This window comes from Streptococcus mitis (genome assembly GCF_946190335.1).
Taxonomy (GTDB): domain Bacteria; phylum Bacillota; class Bacilli; order Lactobacillales; family Streptococcaceae; genus Streptococcus; species Streptococcus mitis_CH.
Genome location: NZ_CAMHZN010000001.1, coordinates 534820 through 551816 on the forward strand (window position 1 = coordinate 534820; position 16997 = coordinate 551816).

Here is a 16997-nt window from a genome sequence, read left to right on the forward strand (position 1 = left end):
CGGTGTAGAGTTGATTGAAACAAGAGCAGTACAAAAAAGTTTTTAACATGATAAAAAACGCATCATATCATATGTTCAAAAACTTGATACAATGCGTTTTATAGTCTATAAGATTAGTTGTCTTTTCTTCTCAAATTGAGTTTTCCCTAGATTTTTCAACCTTATTTCTCTTCAAATCCTTCTGCGACTGCGTCTGCAAAGTTTTCTTCTACGATGCTTGCACAGTGGTCACAGATGACTGCGTGGTAGCTGCGTTCTGCTGTTGTTGGGTCGATACGACGGCAACGGTCACATACTTCACCTGCAGCACGTTCAACTGTAAAGGCTACATCTTCGAAGCTAACGGCAGCTTCTGGAGCTGGTCCTTCTGCGATGGTCAAGTCTGACACGATCAAAAGTTGAGCCACATTGCTGTTTACTGCTTCAAGTAGAGTTTTCACCACTTCATTTGGATAAACTGTCAAGTGTGCTTCAAGTGATTTACCGATAACTTTTGCATTACGCGCTTCTTCCAAGGCTTTTTGAGCTTGTCCACGGAAGTCCATGAAGGCAGCCCATGTATCCAAGATTTCTTCTTGATTAGCAAATGTCTCTGCTTCTGGCAATTCTGATAATTGAACGAAGTCTTCTGCTTCAAATTCAAGATATGACCAGATTTCTTCCGCAGTGTGAGGAAGGATTGGTGTCAAGAGTTTCGTAATTTTCACAAGAATGTCATAGAAAACAGTCTGCATTTGACGGCGTTCCAATGATTTGGCACCTTCGATGTAAACAACGTCTTTGGCAAAATCAAGGTAGAAGGCTGACAAATCAACGTTGATAAAGTTCACCAAGGCCTTGTAGATTGTCAAGAATTCAAAGTTGGCGTAAGCATCACGAATGGTCTTAACAAGCTGATTAAAGCGAATAGTCATGTACTTATCAACTGAACGAAGCTCTTCGTATGCTACTGCGTCTTGAGCTGGGTTAAAGTCAGAAGTATTGGCAATCAAGAAACGAAGGGTGTTACGAATCTTACGGTAAGTTTCAGAGACTTGGCTCAAGATATCCATAGAGATACGCACGTCGTTGCTTGAGTCTACACTTGTTACCCAAAGACGCAAGATTTCAGCACCAAATTGTTTTTCAACATCACTTGGAGCAATGGTATTTCCAAGAGATTTAGACATCTTCTCACCTTTACCATCAAGGGCAAAACCTTGTGACAAGATTTGTTTGTAAGGTGCTACGCCATGGTTAGCAACTGATGTGATGAGTGATGAGTTGAACCAACCACGGTACTGGTCAGAACCTTCTAGGTAAAGGTCTGCTGGGTAAGTCAACTCAGGACGGTTTACTACCACTCCATTCCATGATGAACCTGAGTCAAACCAAACGTCCATGATATCAGTTTCTTTTTTGAACTCGCCATTTGGTGAACCTGGATGAGTAAATCCTTCTGGTAAGAGGTCTTTGGCATCACGTTCCCACCAAATGCTTGAACCATGTTCCTCAAAAAGTTGAGCCACGTGTTCAATAGTTTCAGCAGTCATGATCGCTGTACCATCTTCAGCATAGAAGATAGGAAGCGGAACACCCCAAGCACGTTGACGAGAGATAACCCAGTCGCCACGGTCACGAATCATATTGTAAAGACGGACTTTACCCCATTCTGAGTGGAATTTCACTTTTTCAATTTCATCCAAGATTTCTTGGCGGAATTTAGAAACTGAGGCAAACCATTGTGGTACTGCACGCCAGATAATTGGTTTCTTAGTACGCCAGTCAAATGGGTATGAGTGAGAGATTTCTTCTTGGGCAAGAAGGAGGTTACCAAGTTTTTCAATAACAGTTGGGACAACCTTATCATAGAATTGACCTTCAAACTCAGGACCAGCATTCTTCATCATGATACCACGTTCGTCAACAGTCACTGCGACTTCAAGACCATTAGCAATACCAACATTGTAGTCGTCCTCACCAAAACCAGGGGCTGTATGGACAATACCAGTACCAGAGTCAGTGGTAACGTGATCACCAAGGATAACCAACTCATCTACAGCTGTATCCCATGGGTGTTCTGTTACGATGTAGTTCAATTCTTGACCACGGTAAGTTGCCAAAACTTGAACATCACCCCAACCAAACTTCTCAGACAAGCTAGCCAACAATTCTGCAGCAACCACAAACTTGCGATCTTCACCAGCAGGTTGAACCAAAACGTAATCAATATCTGCACCAACAGTCAGACCACGAGAAGCTGTGATGGTAAATGGAGTTGTTGTCCAGACTACGATATAAGTATCTGTATCTAGAACACCTTTGCCATCTTTTACCTTGTTGGCATAGTAAAGGGAAGTTGAAACCAAATCATGGTATTCAATCTCCGCTTCAGCAAGGGCTGACTCAGATGACCAAGACCAGTAAACTGGTTTTGCACCACGGTAGATATAACCTTTATTAGCCATCTCACCAAATACACGGATTTGAGCTGCTTCATAGTCAGGAGTCAAAGTCACATATGGATTTTCCCAGTCACCAGAAACACCCAAACGTTTGAAGTCTTCGCGTTGTTTATCTACTTGAGAAAGAGCGTATTCACGGCAAAGTTTCAAGTACTCAACCAAGTCCATTTCTTTACGTTTGATACCTTGTTTTGCCAAAACTTGCTCGATTGGCAGACCATGAGTGTCCCAACCTGGGATAAATGGTGCGTAAAAACCTGACATTGATTTTGAACGAACAATGATATCTTTTGAAATTTTGTTCATAGCGTGTCCAACGTGAATATTTCCGTTCGCGTATGGAGGGCCATCATGCAAGGTGAAATGAGGTTTTCCTTGGTTCAATTCTTGACGACGTTGATAAAGCTTTGCATCTTCCCATTCCTTTTGCCAAACTGGCTCTTTGGTAGGAAGTCCTGCACGCATTGGGAAAGCTGTTTTCCCAAGGTTAAGGGTATCTTTGAGTTTCATGGTATCTCCTTTATAAATAATAACAAATTAAAAACCACGACTGCCAAAAAGGACGAAAATCGTGGTACCACCTTTATTCGGAAAAAGATTTAGTCTTTCTCCCTCTTATCCCGTAACGTGGGGAACGTCAAATCTTACTAGCTTCAGACTTGAGTTTTTGAGAGGATAATCTTAGCATTAGGGATTACAGGACTCACACCATCTCCTGCTCGCTGGAAATATAAGGATAAGATATTGTTCTCAGAATATTTCTTATAAAATTGTAACAGATTCTTGCGGTGCCGCAAAACCTGGTTCTGAGTTTACAGCTTCAGTAGCTGGTGTTGGTCCTGAATAATGGCTTGGAGCTACTTCTGGCTCTTCATACATTGGACCAACTGGATGAGCTGGACTTTCTTCAACAACCGGAGCTGGTGAAACCACTTGTTCCTGCTCAGCTCTTGCTTCGGCTTCTGCAAGTTCCTTATTAGCCGCTTCGATACGCGCTTGCAACTCTGCCATTTCCTCGGGAGAAAACTGGCGAGTAATATCAATTGGTTCTTCCTCTGGATGTTGTTGCAATACAGAGTCACCTAAGACTTCGCTGACCACTTCTTTGAAGGCCTCATCACTTGTCTGAAGATAAGTAGCTGTTGGGCGAAGAATATCTTCCCAATCTGAAGATTCAACAATTGCTAACTGGCTCTCAATTGTAGATTTAAGACGTTGATGGAAGACACGACTCTTGTTCTTCAATTCTTCTGTTTCAACAGCAACCTTCTTAGCATTGTCAGTAGCTTGACGAAGAATTTCATTTGCCTTGTACTTAGCTTCTTCCAACAAACGTTGTGCATCTTGCTCTGCCTGTTGGATAATATTGTTTGCACGTTCAGTTGCAGCATGTTTTACTCGCTCTGCTGTATCTTGTGCAATCAATACAGATTGACTCAATGAATCTTTCATCTCATCAAAGTAAGACAAACGCTCTTCCAAACTCTTAATATGTAAATCCTTATCATGATTAGAGCGAACCAAATCTTCATAATCACGGACTACAATATCTAAAAACTCATCTACTTCTTCTTGATCAAACCCTCTAAAGCGTGTGCTAAAGGTTTTATCTTTGATTTCTAACGATGTAATTGGCATATTTTTCCTCACTTACTTAATAACAATTGGACCGTTAATTTCTTTTTATCTTTTTTTGTTTGCCCATTATCTCTAACGAGTTTCAATCGACCAAATTTCCTAACACTAATCAAATCACCAACTTGAACTGCATAATCTGATTTTTCAACTAAATGGTAATTCACTTGGACTGCCTGTTTTTCAATTAACTGACTTGCCTGATTTCTAGACAGCTTGAAGACACCTGCTAGAAAAACATCTAATCTAGAACTAGCAATACAAATATCTAATTCTTGATAATCTTCTACTGTAGCGATTCTCTCAGTAAAATCTCGTTCTTCTAGACGAACCGGTAAACGAGCAATTTTCGTAATGCCGTCTTGAAAAAGGAGCATAAACTGTCGATTAATGATAATCTGTGCCCTCTCTTCATTGACTAAGATATCACCAAATAGCTTCCTATCGATTCCTAGCTGATTTAAAACAGTTCCTAATATTTTTGCATGTGTTAACCGCTCAAACTTATTAGGATAAACAATTTCTTGCAAGGAAAGTTCAAAATCAGAGAATTCTGGCTCAAAATAATCAGGATACAGGATTACCCGTACATATTCAGTTTCAAGAAACTGCCGACTGCTCATGTAGGAGATGCCGTTGGTTGATGCTAGAACCTTTAAAATCTTTTCTTGATGGGGATTTACAAAGGGTGTTAAAAAAGGAGAATAAGAATCTTCTACCTTTTTTATCCATTCTACTCCCTTATCAATAAAAGACGAATCATTCTTAGAAAAGTGTTGATAAATCATCTTGTTCATAGAAAGATCACTAAAAATCGAATCAACTGCTCCCCTAGAAAGTGAACTAGTAATACCGCAATCCAGACAGACAAGTCAAGACCTGCAATCTGGAGGGGTAAACGTTGCAAGGGAGCTATTATCGGTTTCACTAAACTAATAATCAAGCATCCAAGACGTGATTCATAAGCATTGGGGAACCAAGACATCAGAGCAAACACGATTAAAATCAGTGAATAGATATCCACTGCATTTTGAACAAAACGAATGAGAAAGATCATTATCTCACTCTCGTACGTTTCATATCAAAGCCAAATTCACCATTTTGTGATTCATCTGGAATTTTGATGTCTTCAATATTGACGACAACATCAACTGGTGTCAGCAGGTACATAGTAGATGCTACCTTTTTCATGTTACCAGCTAAAACGTGGCGCGCCCCATCCAGATAGTCCAAACAACGACGTGCTTGAACTTCTGTCATATATTGGAAATCAATCAAAATACTTTCGTTACCAGCTAATAAATCAACAATATCTGTGGCATCTTCGTATTTACGTGGATAACGAACATCAATTGTCACCTTATCAGTAGAACGTTGACTTTGCATAGCCAACTCTTGTTGACGGGCATGAAGACGAGTGATGTTTTTATCTTTAGATGGCGTGCTACCAGCTTGTTGAGGCAACTCTTGAACAGAAGGGACTGGAGTCACAATCGGCTCTTCAGCTTTAGGCTGATATGCAGTACCAACATCTTCTCCATCTTCTGTAAAATAATCTATAAATTTATCAAATCTATCTTTTAAAGACATATTTCTTTCCTATTTAAAAAATGCTGTACCAATTCTGACAAATGTTGAGCCAAATTCAATCGCTTCCTTGTAGTCACGACTCATACCCATACTCAAGTCCGTCATTGGCATATTGGGAATTTGTTTTTCTCTAATTTCTAGTTGCAAATCCTGCGTAGCTTTAAAAATTTCTTTCAACTCATCACTACTAGCTTCAAAAGGAGCCATGGTCATCAAGCCGACATATTCAATTTTATCTAAGGTGGCCAATTCTGGCAAGAGCTCCAATAGTTCTTCCCTTGAAAAACCATGTTTGCTCTCTTCCCTTGAGATATTTACTTGTAAGAAACACTTAACAACTCGGCCACTTCTTTTTTGAATTTCCTCTGCTAGCTTTAATGAATCCAAAGCGTGGAAATAATCAACATACTGAATGACATCTTTGACCTTGCGTCTTTGCAAGGTTCCAATCAAATGCCAGGTAATATTTCTATCTTTTAAAGCTTCATATTTCTCAAGAAATTTATCCACACGATTTTCACCAATATGATGCACACCTAGCGGAAGCAAAGCCTCCGCTGTCGGTACGTCTACATATTTTGTAACAGCAACAACCGAAACAGAATTGGCTTCTCTTCCTGACTGCTGACTTGCATCTTTTATTTGTTGAAAAACACGTTCTGTATTTTCTTTCAAATTCATTTACTTAACGATTTTTGAAAAATGGAGGAGTGTCTAATTCATCCTCATCGTGTAAAGATGGTGCTTCGAAACGTTCAACTGGTGATACCACTGAATCAGTTGGTCGAACAATTGTCTCACGACGCAAGTCCCAATCACCAAATGCTGAAGTTTGAGAAGTTTCTGTACGGCGAGGTGCTGGACTTGGAATTTCAGCAGTTTCAGCCATATCAAAGTGACGATTATGATTGTGTGCATAACTAGGACTTGCTTGTTCATGACGAACAGCTTGTCTTGGTGCATGGCCCACAACTTTTTCAACACGATCTTGACGAACACCAGTCGCTACAACTGTAACACGGATTTCATCTTTCATGTTTTCATCGATAGATGTTCCGAGCCAGATGTTCACTCCTTGACCAGCCGCTTGGTTGACGATTTCTGAAGCTTCTTCTGCTTCAATCAAAGTCAAGTCAAGACCACCAGTAACGTTGACGATAACATCCTCAGCACCATCAATAGTTGTTTCAAGAAGTGGTGAGTAGATTGCCTTACGAGCTGCTTCTACCACACGTTCTTCTCCACTACCGATACCGATACCCATTAAGGCATTCCCTTTATTTGCCATAACTGTTTTCACATCGGCAAAGTCAAGGTTAATCAAACCAGGATTTGTAATCAAGTCCGTAATCCCTTGAACACCTTGGCGAAGTACGTTATCTGCTTCGCTAAGAGCTTCAAGAAGTGGAGTTTTCTTATCAACAATTTCAAGCAAGTTGTTGTTTGAAATAATCAATAGAGTATCTACATGCTCACGAAGTTGATTGATTCCTTCTACAGCGTACTGACCACGTTTGCTTCCTTCGAAACCGAAAGGACGTGTTACAACACCAACTGTAAGAGCACCTAAATCTTTAGCAATGCGGGCAATAACAGGAGCTGCACCAGTACCAGAGCCACCTCCCATACCTGCAGTAATGAAGACCATATCTGCTCCAGTAATAGCTTGAGTCAAGGCTTCTTCGCTTTCTTCAGCTGCCTTTTGACCAACTTCAGGTCGACCGCCAGCACCCAAACCACGAGTCAATTTAGGGCCTAACTGAATTACAGTCTCAGCTTTTGTACTACTCAAAGCTTGTACATCTGTGTTTGCTGCGATAAATTCTACGCCTGCAACACCTTCGTCAACCATGCGGTTAATGGCATTTCCGCCACCTCCACCAACACCGATTACTTTAATAACTGCACCTTGAGCTGCTGCTGTATCAAATGAAAATGTCATAGTTTATTTTTCCTCTTTTATTCATCAAACATGCTTCCGATTAAGCCACGGAAACGATCTGCGATTTTTGGTTTATTTTGAGAAGATACTTTATCTTCTTTCGGAGCAACTACGTTCGTAGAAGCTGATTGCTCTACCTCAGTATTTTGAACTGGTTGAATAGGGGTAGGTTGTGCTACTTGCGTAACACGTTGAATCATCCCACCAAAATTAATTGGTTGGTGACGCAAAGTATCCTCACCCTTGACTGCTCGTTGTGCTAATAAATGTACTTCAGTCAATTGACCAGCAAATTCAGACAAGCTAATCACATGAGCGAAGGCAGGGTTACGAATTCCAACTTGATTTGGAACGTAAAGTTTGACACCAACGCCAAATACTTCCTGTGCAAGTTCTACAACACCTGGTAAAATAGCATTTCCACCAATCAGAACAATCCCACCTGGAAGATCCAACAAATGTCTTCTTTCCAACTCTTGTTTGATTTGTTCGAAAATGTGTTTAATACGAGCTGAAATAATCTCTGCTAGGTAGCTTTCTGTAACTTCTACAGGCTCTACTTCACCAATCACTTCAACTTGGAAGGTTTCATTGCTTGCAAGTGAAGGGTAGGCTTCACCATAGTTCAATTTCAATCCTTCAGCTAGTTTTTGTGAAGTCTTCAAGACTTTAGAGATATCTTTTGTGACATAATCTCCACCTTCTTGAAGAATATTTGTAAACTGGAGTTCTTGGTTACGGATTGTAGCAACAGTTGTTTGACCTGCTCCCATATCAATCACAGTAGCTCCAAATTCACGCTCTCCTTCGTTCAAGACTGAACGAACCAAAGCCAATGGTGAAATAATAATATTTTCAACTTGAACACCTGAGCGCTCAACTGTCTTGCGTAAATTGTGAAGAATAGTACGTGGACCTGTGTAAAGCAAACCACGCATTTCAAGACGAACCCCCATCATACCACGTGGGTCACGAATACCTTGGAAACCATCTACGATAAATTCTTCTGGAATAAAAGTAATGACTTCACGATCTGGTGTCATACTCTTTGTCAAGGCTGATTTAACAACATTTTCAACATCTTGATCTGTAATTTCTTTTGTATCAGATGTAACTGGAATCATACCTTGAGTTGGTTCTACTTGCAAAAGATTTCCAGGCAAACCAACATTCACTGATTTGATTGAAATGCCAGCTTTCTCTTCTGCTTGGGAAATAGCTGACTTGATAGCAGTTGCTGCTGCTTCAATATCAACGATAATCCCATCCTTTACACCTTTACTCTTGGCATTACTTACACCAATTACATTAAGTTCACCATTTCTAAGCTCGGCAACCAATACTTTAATCGAATTAGTTCCGATATCTAAGCCTGTAAAAAAACCATCTCTAGCCATTACATCGCATCCTCTCTCTTCCAAGTTTCAAACTTCTATTCAAAATAGCTAAAATAGGGCATAGCTATTCACAGAATATTATAACACAAAAAATCCAATCGTGCTTAGTTTTTCCTAAATTTACTTACCATTTTTTCACATTCGTTCCTTAGATTTTTTTATTTTCCAAACAAGCTATAAAAAATCAGATTTATGAAAAAAAGAAAGCTTAAAATCAAGCTTTCTTTGCAATCATTTTTTCTGCTTCTTGTTCTAAAAATTGTTCTAAGATTTTCTTAGTCAAAGTTATTGCAGCAGACAAGGCTATAGAAACAATCAAATAATTAGCTACTAAGCCGTGATCTCCAACCAATGGCGGTTTTGTCAAGAATCCGTAATCTCCACCTGTTACTAAATTAACCACAAAAATCAAGGCATTTAGTGCAAAGGTCATGAGAAAAATTCCCTTCACATCCAGCAATCGCGCATTATACTGTCTCAATAGATAAACTAGAGAGTTCCCCAAGAGTGCTAAGTGGCCAAAGATAAAGGATAAAATCGCAATATGTGGGAAAGGATAGGCATCTGGAACTGGATAAACAAAGGCCGCTAATGTCCCAAATGTTCCTAGTAATGCAAAATACTGCCGATATTTGGACTGACCAGGAAGCAAAAGCACCACAAACATAGCCATACGACAATGGTAAAAAGGTAAGCTTTCTGACAGGGGCATATGATTGACCCAGTACCAACCATAAAGGAGGATCAGCTGAACGGCCTGCAAGATTTGGAAAAATCGTTGGCAAACCTTCTTTTCACGATAACGATAGGCTGTATAAAAGGTCAAAGCTAAAAGCGTAAATAGGCTAACATACCAAAAAAGGTCAAATTTAGGTGGTTCTGTTGCTTGGGTCGTAAAGAAAATATCCCATAAATTCATCTAGTCTTCCTCATGATTCAAAATTTTCCTGCATATTATTATACCATGCTATTTGTCAAAAATGAATTTAGAAATACGATAATCATCTTCTTAATCAAGATATTGCTCCCTCTGACCTTGATAAACCTGCCAAAGAATCTCTATTTGCTCCTTGGTAATGCGTTTTTCAGATAAGGCTGGCAGTTGATCAATGGCAAAAAATTGAAGGTCAGCAATTTCTTGATTTTTTTGGAATTGTCCATCAAGAAGCTTACATTCAAAAACAAACTTTGCATATTGCTTGCTCTGTAGTTGGAAACGATTTGTATCAAAAACAGCTAGTAGTCTTTCTACTTTAGCTTCAAAACCGGTTTCTTCTTCAATTTCCTTGAGAATATTTTCTGTTGGAGAATAGCCGACTTCACCAAAGCCACCTGGCAAAGCCCAATCATTCTCTCCTTGTCCCCTAACCAGACAAATCTTTTCGTCCTCAACCATCCAAGCACGGACGTCCATTAACGGAGTCGCATAAGCAGAAGTTGGCTTCAAGACTTCTGCCACTTCTTCGGAATCAAGGTCTGATGCCTGATTCAACATTTCAGATAAAAGGCCTCGCAAGTCTTCGTAGCGCTCACGGTCGAAAGGATCTTTTGTAAAGGTTAATCCAGTATCTGTAAGGGCAATCATTCTTTGAAGATACTTGACAAAATCACTTGTTTTCATTTTCTAAACTTTCTACCAACTTGGCTAGATTCATAGAGTTAGAGCCTTTGAGTAGGATTTGGTCATTGACTCCAAGGCTTTCTTTGACCTGCTTAACTAGGTCTTCAAATTGGTCTTGGTCTTCTGTTTTCTTGAAGTAGTAAACGTGGCCAATTGGGAACATTTGACTGGCCAATTGGGCCAATTCTGCAATGTCGTCTCCATAGAAAATCACGGTATCCAGCACATCTGGCGAGAGGCTCAAAATCATCTGATTATGGAGTTGAATAGACTGGTCACCAAGTTCCTTCATGTCCGCCAAGACAGCGATTTTCTTGCCACCTTCGTTGGCTGGAATGGCAGAGAAAGTCTCTAAAATCAGCTTCATAGCAGTTGGATTGGCATTGTAAACATCTGATAAGATATCTGCTCCATTGGCTGCTTTCTTCCATTCGGTACGGTTACGCGTCAATTCAAGATTTTGGAAAGCCTTATGAATTTGCTCCTCTGAAACCCCTTCTTGTAGGGCAACATAAGACGCAATCATGGCATTAGTGGCATTGTACTTACCAGTCACTGGCAAATCGAGGGCTTGTTCCAAGAAATTAGCCTTAAAGGTCAGACTGTCCTTGCGCTCAATCAAGTCTGTGATTTCCAGCTCTGCTCCTTGCCCAAAACGAACCACCTTTTTATCAGTTGGCAAGTAGTCCTCTACAATAGTGTCAGCTGGCGCTAAAAGCAAGGAACCAGGTACCATCCCATCTGCAATTTGCATTTTTCCTTTAGCAATTTCAGAACGGTCTTTGAAAAAGGCCAAATGAGCTTCTCCAACCAAGGTCACGATGGCTGTTTTTGGATGAGCCAATTCTGACAAGAGATGAATATCTCCCAAGTGATCCTGTCCCATCTCCAAGACCAACTTTTCTGTTTCTTCAGGCATATGAAGAACCGTGTAAGGAAGACCAATCTCATTATTGTAGTTGCCTTGTGTTTTGTAGGTTTTGTAGGTTGTTGATAGCAAGTGCGCTAACATATCCTTGGTCGTTGTCTTGCCATTTGAACCTGTGACAGCAAAGACATCAACTGCTGTTTTTTCAAGATAGTAGGCAGCTAGGGATTGAAAGGCAGCCAAAACGTCATCTACTAGAATGTAGGGATGATTTGCGATTTCTTTCTCAGACAGGGTTGCTGTCGCACCATTTTCAAAGGCTGTTTCGATAAAGTCATGACCATCACGCGCACCCTTGAGGGGGACAAATAAATCTCCTGTCGCAATTAAGCGACTGTCAAACTCAGCTTTTTCTAACTGAGTGTCCTCAAAGATACTGACATCATTTTTAGCTCCTACAACTTGAGCCACTTCATGGATTGTTAATTTCATTTCTACTCCTTTAAAAAGGGTCGAAGTCCGAGAACTCTGATCACCTTGCAGTGATGGTTCTGACTTCTACCCTCTCTTTCATTTTTATAGCAAATGCGCTTCGCGCTTGTCAAAGCTTTCCTTAGCAAGATCCACCAATCGCTCGATTAAGTCTGGATAGCTGATTCCCATATTGTCCCAAAGTAATGGATACATTGACCACTGGGTGAATCCTGGCATGGTATTGAGCTCGTTTAGGAAAATCTCTCCCTTATCTGTATAGAAGAAATCGCAACGAGATAGACCGAGGCCACCAATGGCACGGAAGGCAGTTTCTGCATTTTGACGCATGACAACTACCACATCATCACTGATTTTAGCTGGGATATCCATGGTAATTTTGTTGTCAATATACTTGGCATCGTAGTCATAGAAGGCAACATCCTTGACTACTTCTCCAGGAAGCGTGCTTTTGACATCGTAGTTACCCAGTAGACCAACCTCGATTTCACGAGCATTTACCCCTTGCTCTACCAAGACACGGCTGTCATATTGGAAGGCAAGTTTCAAGGCTTGATGAAGTTCCTCTTGGTTTTCAGATTTAGAAATACCGACACTAGACCCCATGTTTGATGGTTTTGTGAAAACTGGATAAGTCAATTTTTTTTCAACTTCGGTGATTTTAGCAGTCACATCATCGCCTTCAACGATAGCCACATAAGGAACTTGGGCAATCCCGACAGATTCTAAGACACGCTTAGTGGTGATTTTATCCATGGCAAGACTAGATGACAATATGTTACAACCAACATAAGGCATTTTCAAAACTTCGAGGAAGCCTTGAACAGAGCCATCTTCTCCCATCGGACCGTGAAGGACTGGAAAGACCACTGCTCCCTCTTCGTATATAGCACTTGGTGCAACTTTCTTATCCCAATCAATGGTTTCATTGGTCATAAGACGATCCTCTTGATCTGGAGTCTGGTTAAATTCTTGCGTTTTAATAAAGTCACCTGACTGGCTGATGAAGAAAGTCTTGACTGTGAAACGGTCGTAGTTGACCGCACGCATCACACTCTCAGCTGAAAGAACAGAGACTTCACGCTCTGCACTGCGTCCACCGTATAAAAGAATAATCGTTTGTTTCATATTATTTGTTCCAATTCTAATAGAATACTCGTTCTTTAGTATATCATATTTACTTCTTTTTTTAAACTTGAACCTGATACTGGTCTCCAATAAATCTAAAAAGAGACCGATAAAACAACTGTCGGTCTCCTTGATTTTTGTCTAAATAAATTGAGTGTGTTAATTTGTCTAGACTTACAACTCTGTTCGATTTTCAATTGCTCGTAAGAGTGTGACTTCGTCCGCATACTCGATATCTGCTCCCACAGCGAGACCTCGTGCTAGGCGCGTAACCTTGATCCCAGCTGGCTTGAGCAAACGTGAAAGATACATGGAAGTCGCTTCCCCATCTGCTGTGGCATTGGTTGCTACGATTACTTCTGAAACTTCACTATCCATCAGACGAGTCATAAGACTCTTGAGATTGATATCGTCCGGACTGATACCATTCATGGGAGAAATGAGTCCATGTAAGACATGATAGAGTCCATGGTATTCTTGGATATTCTCCATGGCTGCCACATCGCGACTATCTTCGAGAACTAAAATGGTTGTCTGGTCACGACTTGGATCGGTACAGATAGAGCAAGGATCGTCATCAGTCAGGCGACCGCAGATGGAACAGTAGGTCAGCTCTCTCTTAGCAGAAAGGAGATTTTTAGCAAATTCATTGACATCGTCATCAGACATTCCAATAGTATAGAAGGCCAGACGGGTAGCAGTCTTAATCCCGATACCCGGTAACTTAGAATAACTGTCAATCAGCTTGGCAATAGGTGTTGGATAAAGCATAAGTTCCTTTCTAATTCATTGGATGATGTTGGTTATAGAGGTTGATAATGTCGCGCGCAATGGAAGGTCCGACACCATTTGTAAGGTTGGTGTTATGAGGGAAGACAACAGCTACAGCGATTTGAGGATTATCTGATGGTGCATAGGCCACAGCATTGGTATTATTAGCTTTTTGACCACCCTCAACATAACTTTCGGCAGTACCTGTTTTTCCACTAATGGAAACTGCTGCTCCATTTGAAAAGGCACGACCGGTTGTCAAAGCACTCCCACCATGAGAAACTTGATAAAAACCTTGTTGGAGGATGGAAACATCAGACTCAGAAATATTAATTTTATTCATTTCCTTGGTTTCAACAGATTGGATTAAGTTCCCTAAGCCACCTTGTTCGTTGTTTCCATAAATCCCCTCGACAATGTGGGGGGCAATCCGAACACCGTTGTTGGCAATAGTTCCAACGTACTGGGCTAATTGCATAGGGGTGTAGTTATCAAACTGGCCAAAGGCATTGGTAATGTAATTGGCAAAGTCATATTCCTTAGGGGTAAATCCTGTAGATTCATCCGGAAGATCAATACCCGTTGAGGCTCCAAGACCATATTCCGCAAATGTCGAACGAAGTTTCCCCATAGCGGATTCTAAATTGTTAGTTAAAACAAACATATTGGGTTGATAGGTCTGACCCATAATGCCCAAAGCCGTTTGAACCATGTAGGCATTAGAAGAATACTCCAAGGCTTCCACAGCTGTAATCGGGAATGAACCGTAAGCCTGAGTGTACCAAGAATTAATCGGAGCTGAACCTTGGAAGACAATCGGTTGGTCTGTCAAGGTCTGATTCCCTGATAAGACTCCATTCTCCCAACCAGAGCTGATGGTCGCCGCCTTGACAACAGAACCTGGGACAAAGACATTGGTTACTGTTCCCAAGGAATCAGGTGTTAAATCTCCCGTTTTCAAGTCATGTTTTAGCCCTGACATAGACAAAACAGCACCTGTTTTTGGATTTAGAGCGACTGCATACACACCTTCCGAATACTTGGCTCCTCCATTTCCTAGTTCGGAATTAAAATAACTCTTAAGCAGATTGTCCACGCTATCTTGGAAGGCCAAATCAATGGTCAGTTTAATATTGTTCCCTTTGGTACCATCTTCAATATTTTCGACACTTTCCATGTTGCCATGTTTATCAAGATGAATTTCTTTCACCGAGCGTTTCCCTTGCAAGGTTTCTTCATATTGTTTTTCTAGATAAGAGGTTCCAACACGGTCATTTAGAGAATACCCCTTTTTGATATAAGCATCTGCTTCTTCAGCTGGAAGACCAGCTTTTTCACTGGATACACTTCCTACTATAGACGAAAGTGAAGTCTCTAAAACCTTTCGATCCCACGAAGTTGAAATACTGATACCAGGTAAATTCTTAGAAGCTGAAGCAATCAAGGCAATCTGTGTATCTGACAAGGAATCTGTCGCAATGGTTCCTGTCGCAAAATTTTCAACTGCATTAAGTTGGCTAAAGAGGTAAATTTCTTTCTTTTCGTCATCCGAGTAGGTCAATTGATTTGGATCGATACTTTCAACAGTATTATTGTAAAGCTCGGATTCAGATAATTGATTGCCATCAGAATCAAGTCGCTTCTCACGTGGTAAACTTTCCACTGCTTTCTTATAGACATCTTGATCTGCTAGATAATAGTCCGCCAACTGTCGGTCAGTCAATGTTGGAGAAGAAACTTCCACATAGGTTAGCAACTTCTTGGCTGTTTCTTTCAAATCTGCAGCCGTCATTTTGTTGTTTCGAGTAAAGGAAACAACTTGTTTCACAGTATTTTCAACCAAAGGCTTGCCACTTGCATCATAAATTTCGCCTCGAGCTGAACTAGTGGTCACCTTTGTTTTACTAGCCGATGCTAGTTTTGTCTCATAAAAATCCTTATTCAAAACCTGCATATAAAGTAGGCGACCAATAATGGCCATAAAGAGCAAAATAACAATTGAAAACAATAAATTAAGCCGAATCGGAATCGAATGGCTATCAAATTTTCTCATACAAGTCAGTCTCATTTCTATTTATAAATCTTACTCTTCATTGTACCATAATTTAAAAAGAAATTTTGGAAAAGAAGGGTGCTTTTTTAATTTAGTTTCTGATGGTTTTTTTATTTAAACATAACTATTTTATATGATATAATATTTACAAAAGCTACAAAAAATAATTATCGATTAATAGCTAGACTCAAATAAAGGAGTATCATGAACCCGCAAGATATCGCAAGCATTATTGATCTTCATTTTGAAGAGTTAACAGATCTAGAGCAAGAAATCGCTCGCTATTTTTTACAATCTGAAACCATTGCAGATGATTTATCTTCTCAGCAGGTCACTCAAAAATTACATATCTCTCAAGCCGCACTGACCCGCTTTGCTAAAAAGTGTGGTTTTACAGGTTATCGAGAATTTATTTTCCAATACCAACACCAAGCAGATAATCAAGCTAGCCAACATCCCGACCACAGCCCCCTTACAAAACGAGTTCTTAGAAGCTACAATCACATGCGGGAACAAACACAGGACTTGATTGACGAAAAACAACTTGAACGAATCGCCCAGTTAATCGAAGATGCTGATCGTGTCTACTTCTTTGGAACAGGTAGTTCTGGCCTTGTCGCTCGTGAAATGAAATTGCGCTTTATGCGTCTAGGTGTGGTCTGCGAGGCCTTGACTGATCAAGACGGCTTTGCTTGGACAACCAGCATTATGGATGAAAATTGTCTCGTACTCGGTTTCTCACTTTCTGGCACAACACCTTCTATTTTAGATAGTCTATTAGACGCTAAGGAGATGGGGGCAAAGACTGTACTCTTTACAAGTGTTCCCAATAAAGATAGTCAGACCTATACAGAAAACGTTCTTGTTGCTAGCCACAGTCAGCCTTCCTACATTCAACGTATATCCGCTCAACTTCCTATGCTCTTCTTTATCGATTTGATTTATGCCTATTTTTTGGAAATCAATCGTGAAAGCAAGGAGAAAATCTTTAATAGCTATTGGGAAAATAAGAAACTCAATGGCTATCGTAGACAAAAACGTGTAAGAAAATCCTAG

The 16997-nt window shown here is 40.4% G+C and carries 15 protein-coding genes; 1 reads left to right on the plus strand and 14 read right to left on the minus strand.

Annotation, left to right across the window (positions count from 1 at the left end; all coding sequences use genetic code 11):
• Positions 1–161: 161 nt before the first annotated feature.
• The 14 genes from ileS to pbp2b all read right to left on the minus strand — a co-directional run bounded on the left by ileS (position 162) and on the right by pbp2b (position 15956).
• Positions 162–2954, minus strand: a complete 2793-nt coding sequence (gene ileS, locus N8O43_RS02755; protein ID WP_261089358.1) for an isoleucine--tRNA ligase — start codon at positions 2952–2954, stop codon at positions 162–164.
• A 252-nt stretch (positions 2955–3206) separates the two neighbouring features.
• Positions 3207–4082, minus strand: a complete 876-nt coding sequence (locus N8O43_RS02760; protein ID WP_314726006.1) for a DivIVA domain-containing protein — start codon at positions 4080–4082, stop codon at positions 3207–3209.
• A gap of 8 nt (positions 4083–4090) precedes the next feature.
• Positions 4091–4876 carry a YlmH family RNA-binding protein gene (locus tag N8O43_RS02765; RefSeq protein WP_261089359.1) on the minus strand — a complete coding sequence of 262 codons (786 nt, stop codon included), beginning with the start codon at positions 4874–4876 and terminating at the stop codon, positions 4091–4093.
• Positions 4873–5136 carry a YggT family protein gene (locus tag N8O43_RS02770; protein WP_261089360.1) on the minus strand — a complete coding sequence of 88 codons (264 nt, stop codon included), beginning with the start codon at positions 5134–5136 and terminating at the stop codon, positions 4873–4875. Before N8O43_RS02770 ends, N8O43_RS02765 begins: the two co-directional genes overlap by 4 nt.
• On the minus strand, positions 5136–5669 hold the full coding sequence (locus N8O43_RS02775; RefSeq protein ID WP_000053356.1) for a cell division protein SepF: 534 nt from the start codon (positions 5667–5669) through the stop codon (positions 5136–5138). Before N8O43_RS02775 ends, N8O43_RS02770 begins: the two co-directional genes overlap by 1 nt.
• 9 nt (positions 5670–5678) lie before the next feature.
• Positions 5679–6350, minus strand: coding sequence for a YggS family pyridoxal phosphate-dependent enzyme (locus tag N8O43_RS02780; RefSeq protein WP_261089361.1), 672 nt, complete (start codon positions 6348–6350; stop codon positions 5679–5681).
• A 4-nt stretch (positions 6351–6354) separates the two neighbouring features.
• Positions 6355–7611: a cell division protein FtsZ gene (gene ftsZ / locus N8O43_RS02785; protein WP_261089362.1), complete on the minus strand. Its 1257-nt coding sequence runs from the start codon at positions 7609–7611 to the stop codon at positions 6355–6357.
• A 17-nt stretch (positions 7612–7628) separates the two neighbouring features.
• Complete coding sequence (ftsA, locus tag N8O43_RS02790) at positions 7629–9008, minus strand: cell division protein FtsA (protein ID WP_140224369.1); 1380 nt, start codon at positions 9006–9008, stop codon at positions 7629–7631.
• A 214-nt stretch (positions 9009–9222) separates the two neighbouring features.
• Positions 9223–9927 (minus strand): YwaF family protein, encoded by a 705-nt coding sequence (locus N8O43_RS02795; protein WP_084930425.1) that lies wholly within the window; start codon positions 9925–9927, stop codon positions 9223–9225.
• A 90-nt stretch (positions 9928–10017) separates the two neighbouring features.
• Positions 10018–10629, minus strand: coding sequence for an NUDIX hydrolase N-terminal domain-containing protein (locus N8O43_RS02800; protein WP_261089363.1), 612 nt, complete (start codon positions 10627–10629; stop codon positions 10018–10020).
• On the minus strand, positions 10616–11989 hold the full coding sequence (locus N8O43_RS02805; protein WP_261089364.1) for a UDP-N-acetylmuramoyl-tripeptide--D-alanyl-D-alanine ligase: 1374 nt from the start codon (positions 11987–11989) through the stop codon (positions 10616–10618). Before N8O43_RS02805 ends, N8O43_RS02800 begins: the two co-directional genes overlap by 14 nt.
• A gap of 84 nt (positions 11990–12073) precedes the next feature.
• Positions 12074–13117, minus strand: coding sequence for a D-alanine--D-alanine ligase (locus tag N8O43_RS02810; protein ID WP_261089365.1), 1044 nt, complete (start codon positions 13115–13117; stop codon positions 12074–12076).
• A 174-nt stretch (positions 13118–13291) separates the two neighbouring features.
• The gene (recR, locus tag N8O43_RS02815) at positions 13292–13888 is read right to left on the minus strand and encodes a recombination mediator RecR (protein ID WP_000966748.1); all 597 of its coding nucleotides are present in this window, start codon (positions 13886–13888) and stop codon (positions 13292–13294) included.
• Positions 13889–13898: 10 nt separating this feature from the next.
• Positions 13899–15956 (minus strand): penicillin-binding protein PBP2B, encoded by a 2058-nt coding sequence (gene pbp2b / locus N8O43_RS02820; protein WP_261089366.1) that lies wholly within the window; start codon positions 15954–15956, stop codon positions 13899–13901.
• Between the two features lie 189 nt (positions 15957–16145).
• On the opposite strand from pbp2b, the gene N8O43_RS02825 reads away from it, so the two are divergent.
• Positions 16146–16997: a MurR/RpiR family transcriptional regulator gene (locus N8O43_RS02825; RefSeq protein WP_261009350.1), complete on the plus strand. Its 852-nt coding sequence runs from the start codon at positions 16146–16148 to the stop codon at positions 16995–16997.

Excerpts from the sequence above, each read along its gene's own strand:
- N8O43_RS02760 (WP_314726006.1), bottom strand. The coding sequence starts at position 4,082 with ATGCCAATTACATCGTTAGAAATCAAAGATAAAACCTTTAGCACACGC.
- N8O43_RS02800 (WP_261089363.1), bottom strand. The coding sequence starts at position 10,629 with ATGAAAACAAGTGATTTTGTCAAGTATCTTCAAAGAATGATTGCCCTT.
- pbp2b (WP_261089366.1), bottom strand. The coding sequence starts at position 15,956 with ATGAGACTGACTTGTATGAGAAAATTTGATAGCCATTCGATTCCGATT.
- N8O43_RS02810 (WP_261089365.1), bottom strand. The coding sequence starts at position 13,117 with ATGAAACAAACGATTATTCTTTTATACGGTGGACGCAGTGCAGAGCGT.
- N8O43_RS02775 (WP_000053356.1), bottom strand. The coding sequence starts at position 5,669 with ATGTCTTTAAAAGATAGATTTGATAAATTTATAGATTATTTTACAGAA.
- ftsA (WP_140224369.1), bottom strand. The coding sequence starts at position 9,008 with ATGGCTAGAGATGGTTTTTTTACAGGCTTAGATATCGGAACTAATTCG.
- N8O43_RS02765 (WP_261089359.1), bottom strand. The coding sequence starts at position 4,876 with ATGAACAAGATGATTTATCAACACTTTTCTAAGAATGATTCGTCTTTT.
- ileS (WP_261089358.1), bottom strand. The coding sequence starts at position 2,954 with ATGAAACTCAAAGATACCCTTAACCTTGGGAAAACAGCTTTCCCAATG.
- ftsZ (WP_261089362.1), bottom strand. The coding sequence starts at position 7,611 with ATGACATTTTCATTTGATACAGCAGCAGCTCAAGGTGCAGTTATTAAA.
- recR (WP_000966748.1), bottom strand. The coding sequence starts at position 13,888 with ATGCTTTATCCAACACCTATTGCCAAGCTGATTGACAGTTATTCTAAG.
- N8O43_RS02780 (WP_261089361.1), bottom strand. The coding sequence starts at position 6,350 with ATGAATTTGAAAGAAAATACAGAACGTGTTTTTCAACAAATAAAAGAT.
- N8O43_RS02795 (WP_084930425.1), bottom strand. The coding sequence starts at position 9,927 with ATGAATTTATGGGATATTTTCTTTACGACCCAAGCAACAGAACCACCT.
- N8O43_RS02825 (WP_261009350.1), top strand. The coding sequence starts at position 16,146 with ATGAACCCGCAAGATATCGCAAGCATTATTGATCTTCATTTTGAAGAG.
- N8O43_RS02805 (WP_261089364.1), bottom strand. The coding sequence starts at position 11,989 with ATGAAATTAACAATCCATGAAGTGGCTCAAGTTGTAGGAGCTAAAAAT.
- N8O43_RS02770 (WP_261089360.1), bottom strand. The coding sequence starts at position 5,136 with ATGATCTTTCTCATTCGTTTTGTTCAAAATGCAGTGGATATCTATTCA.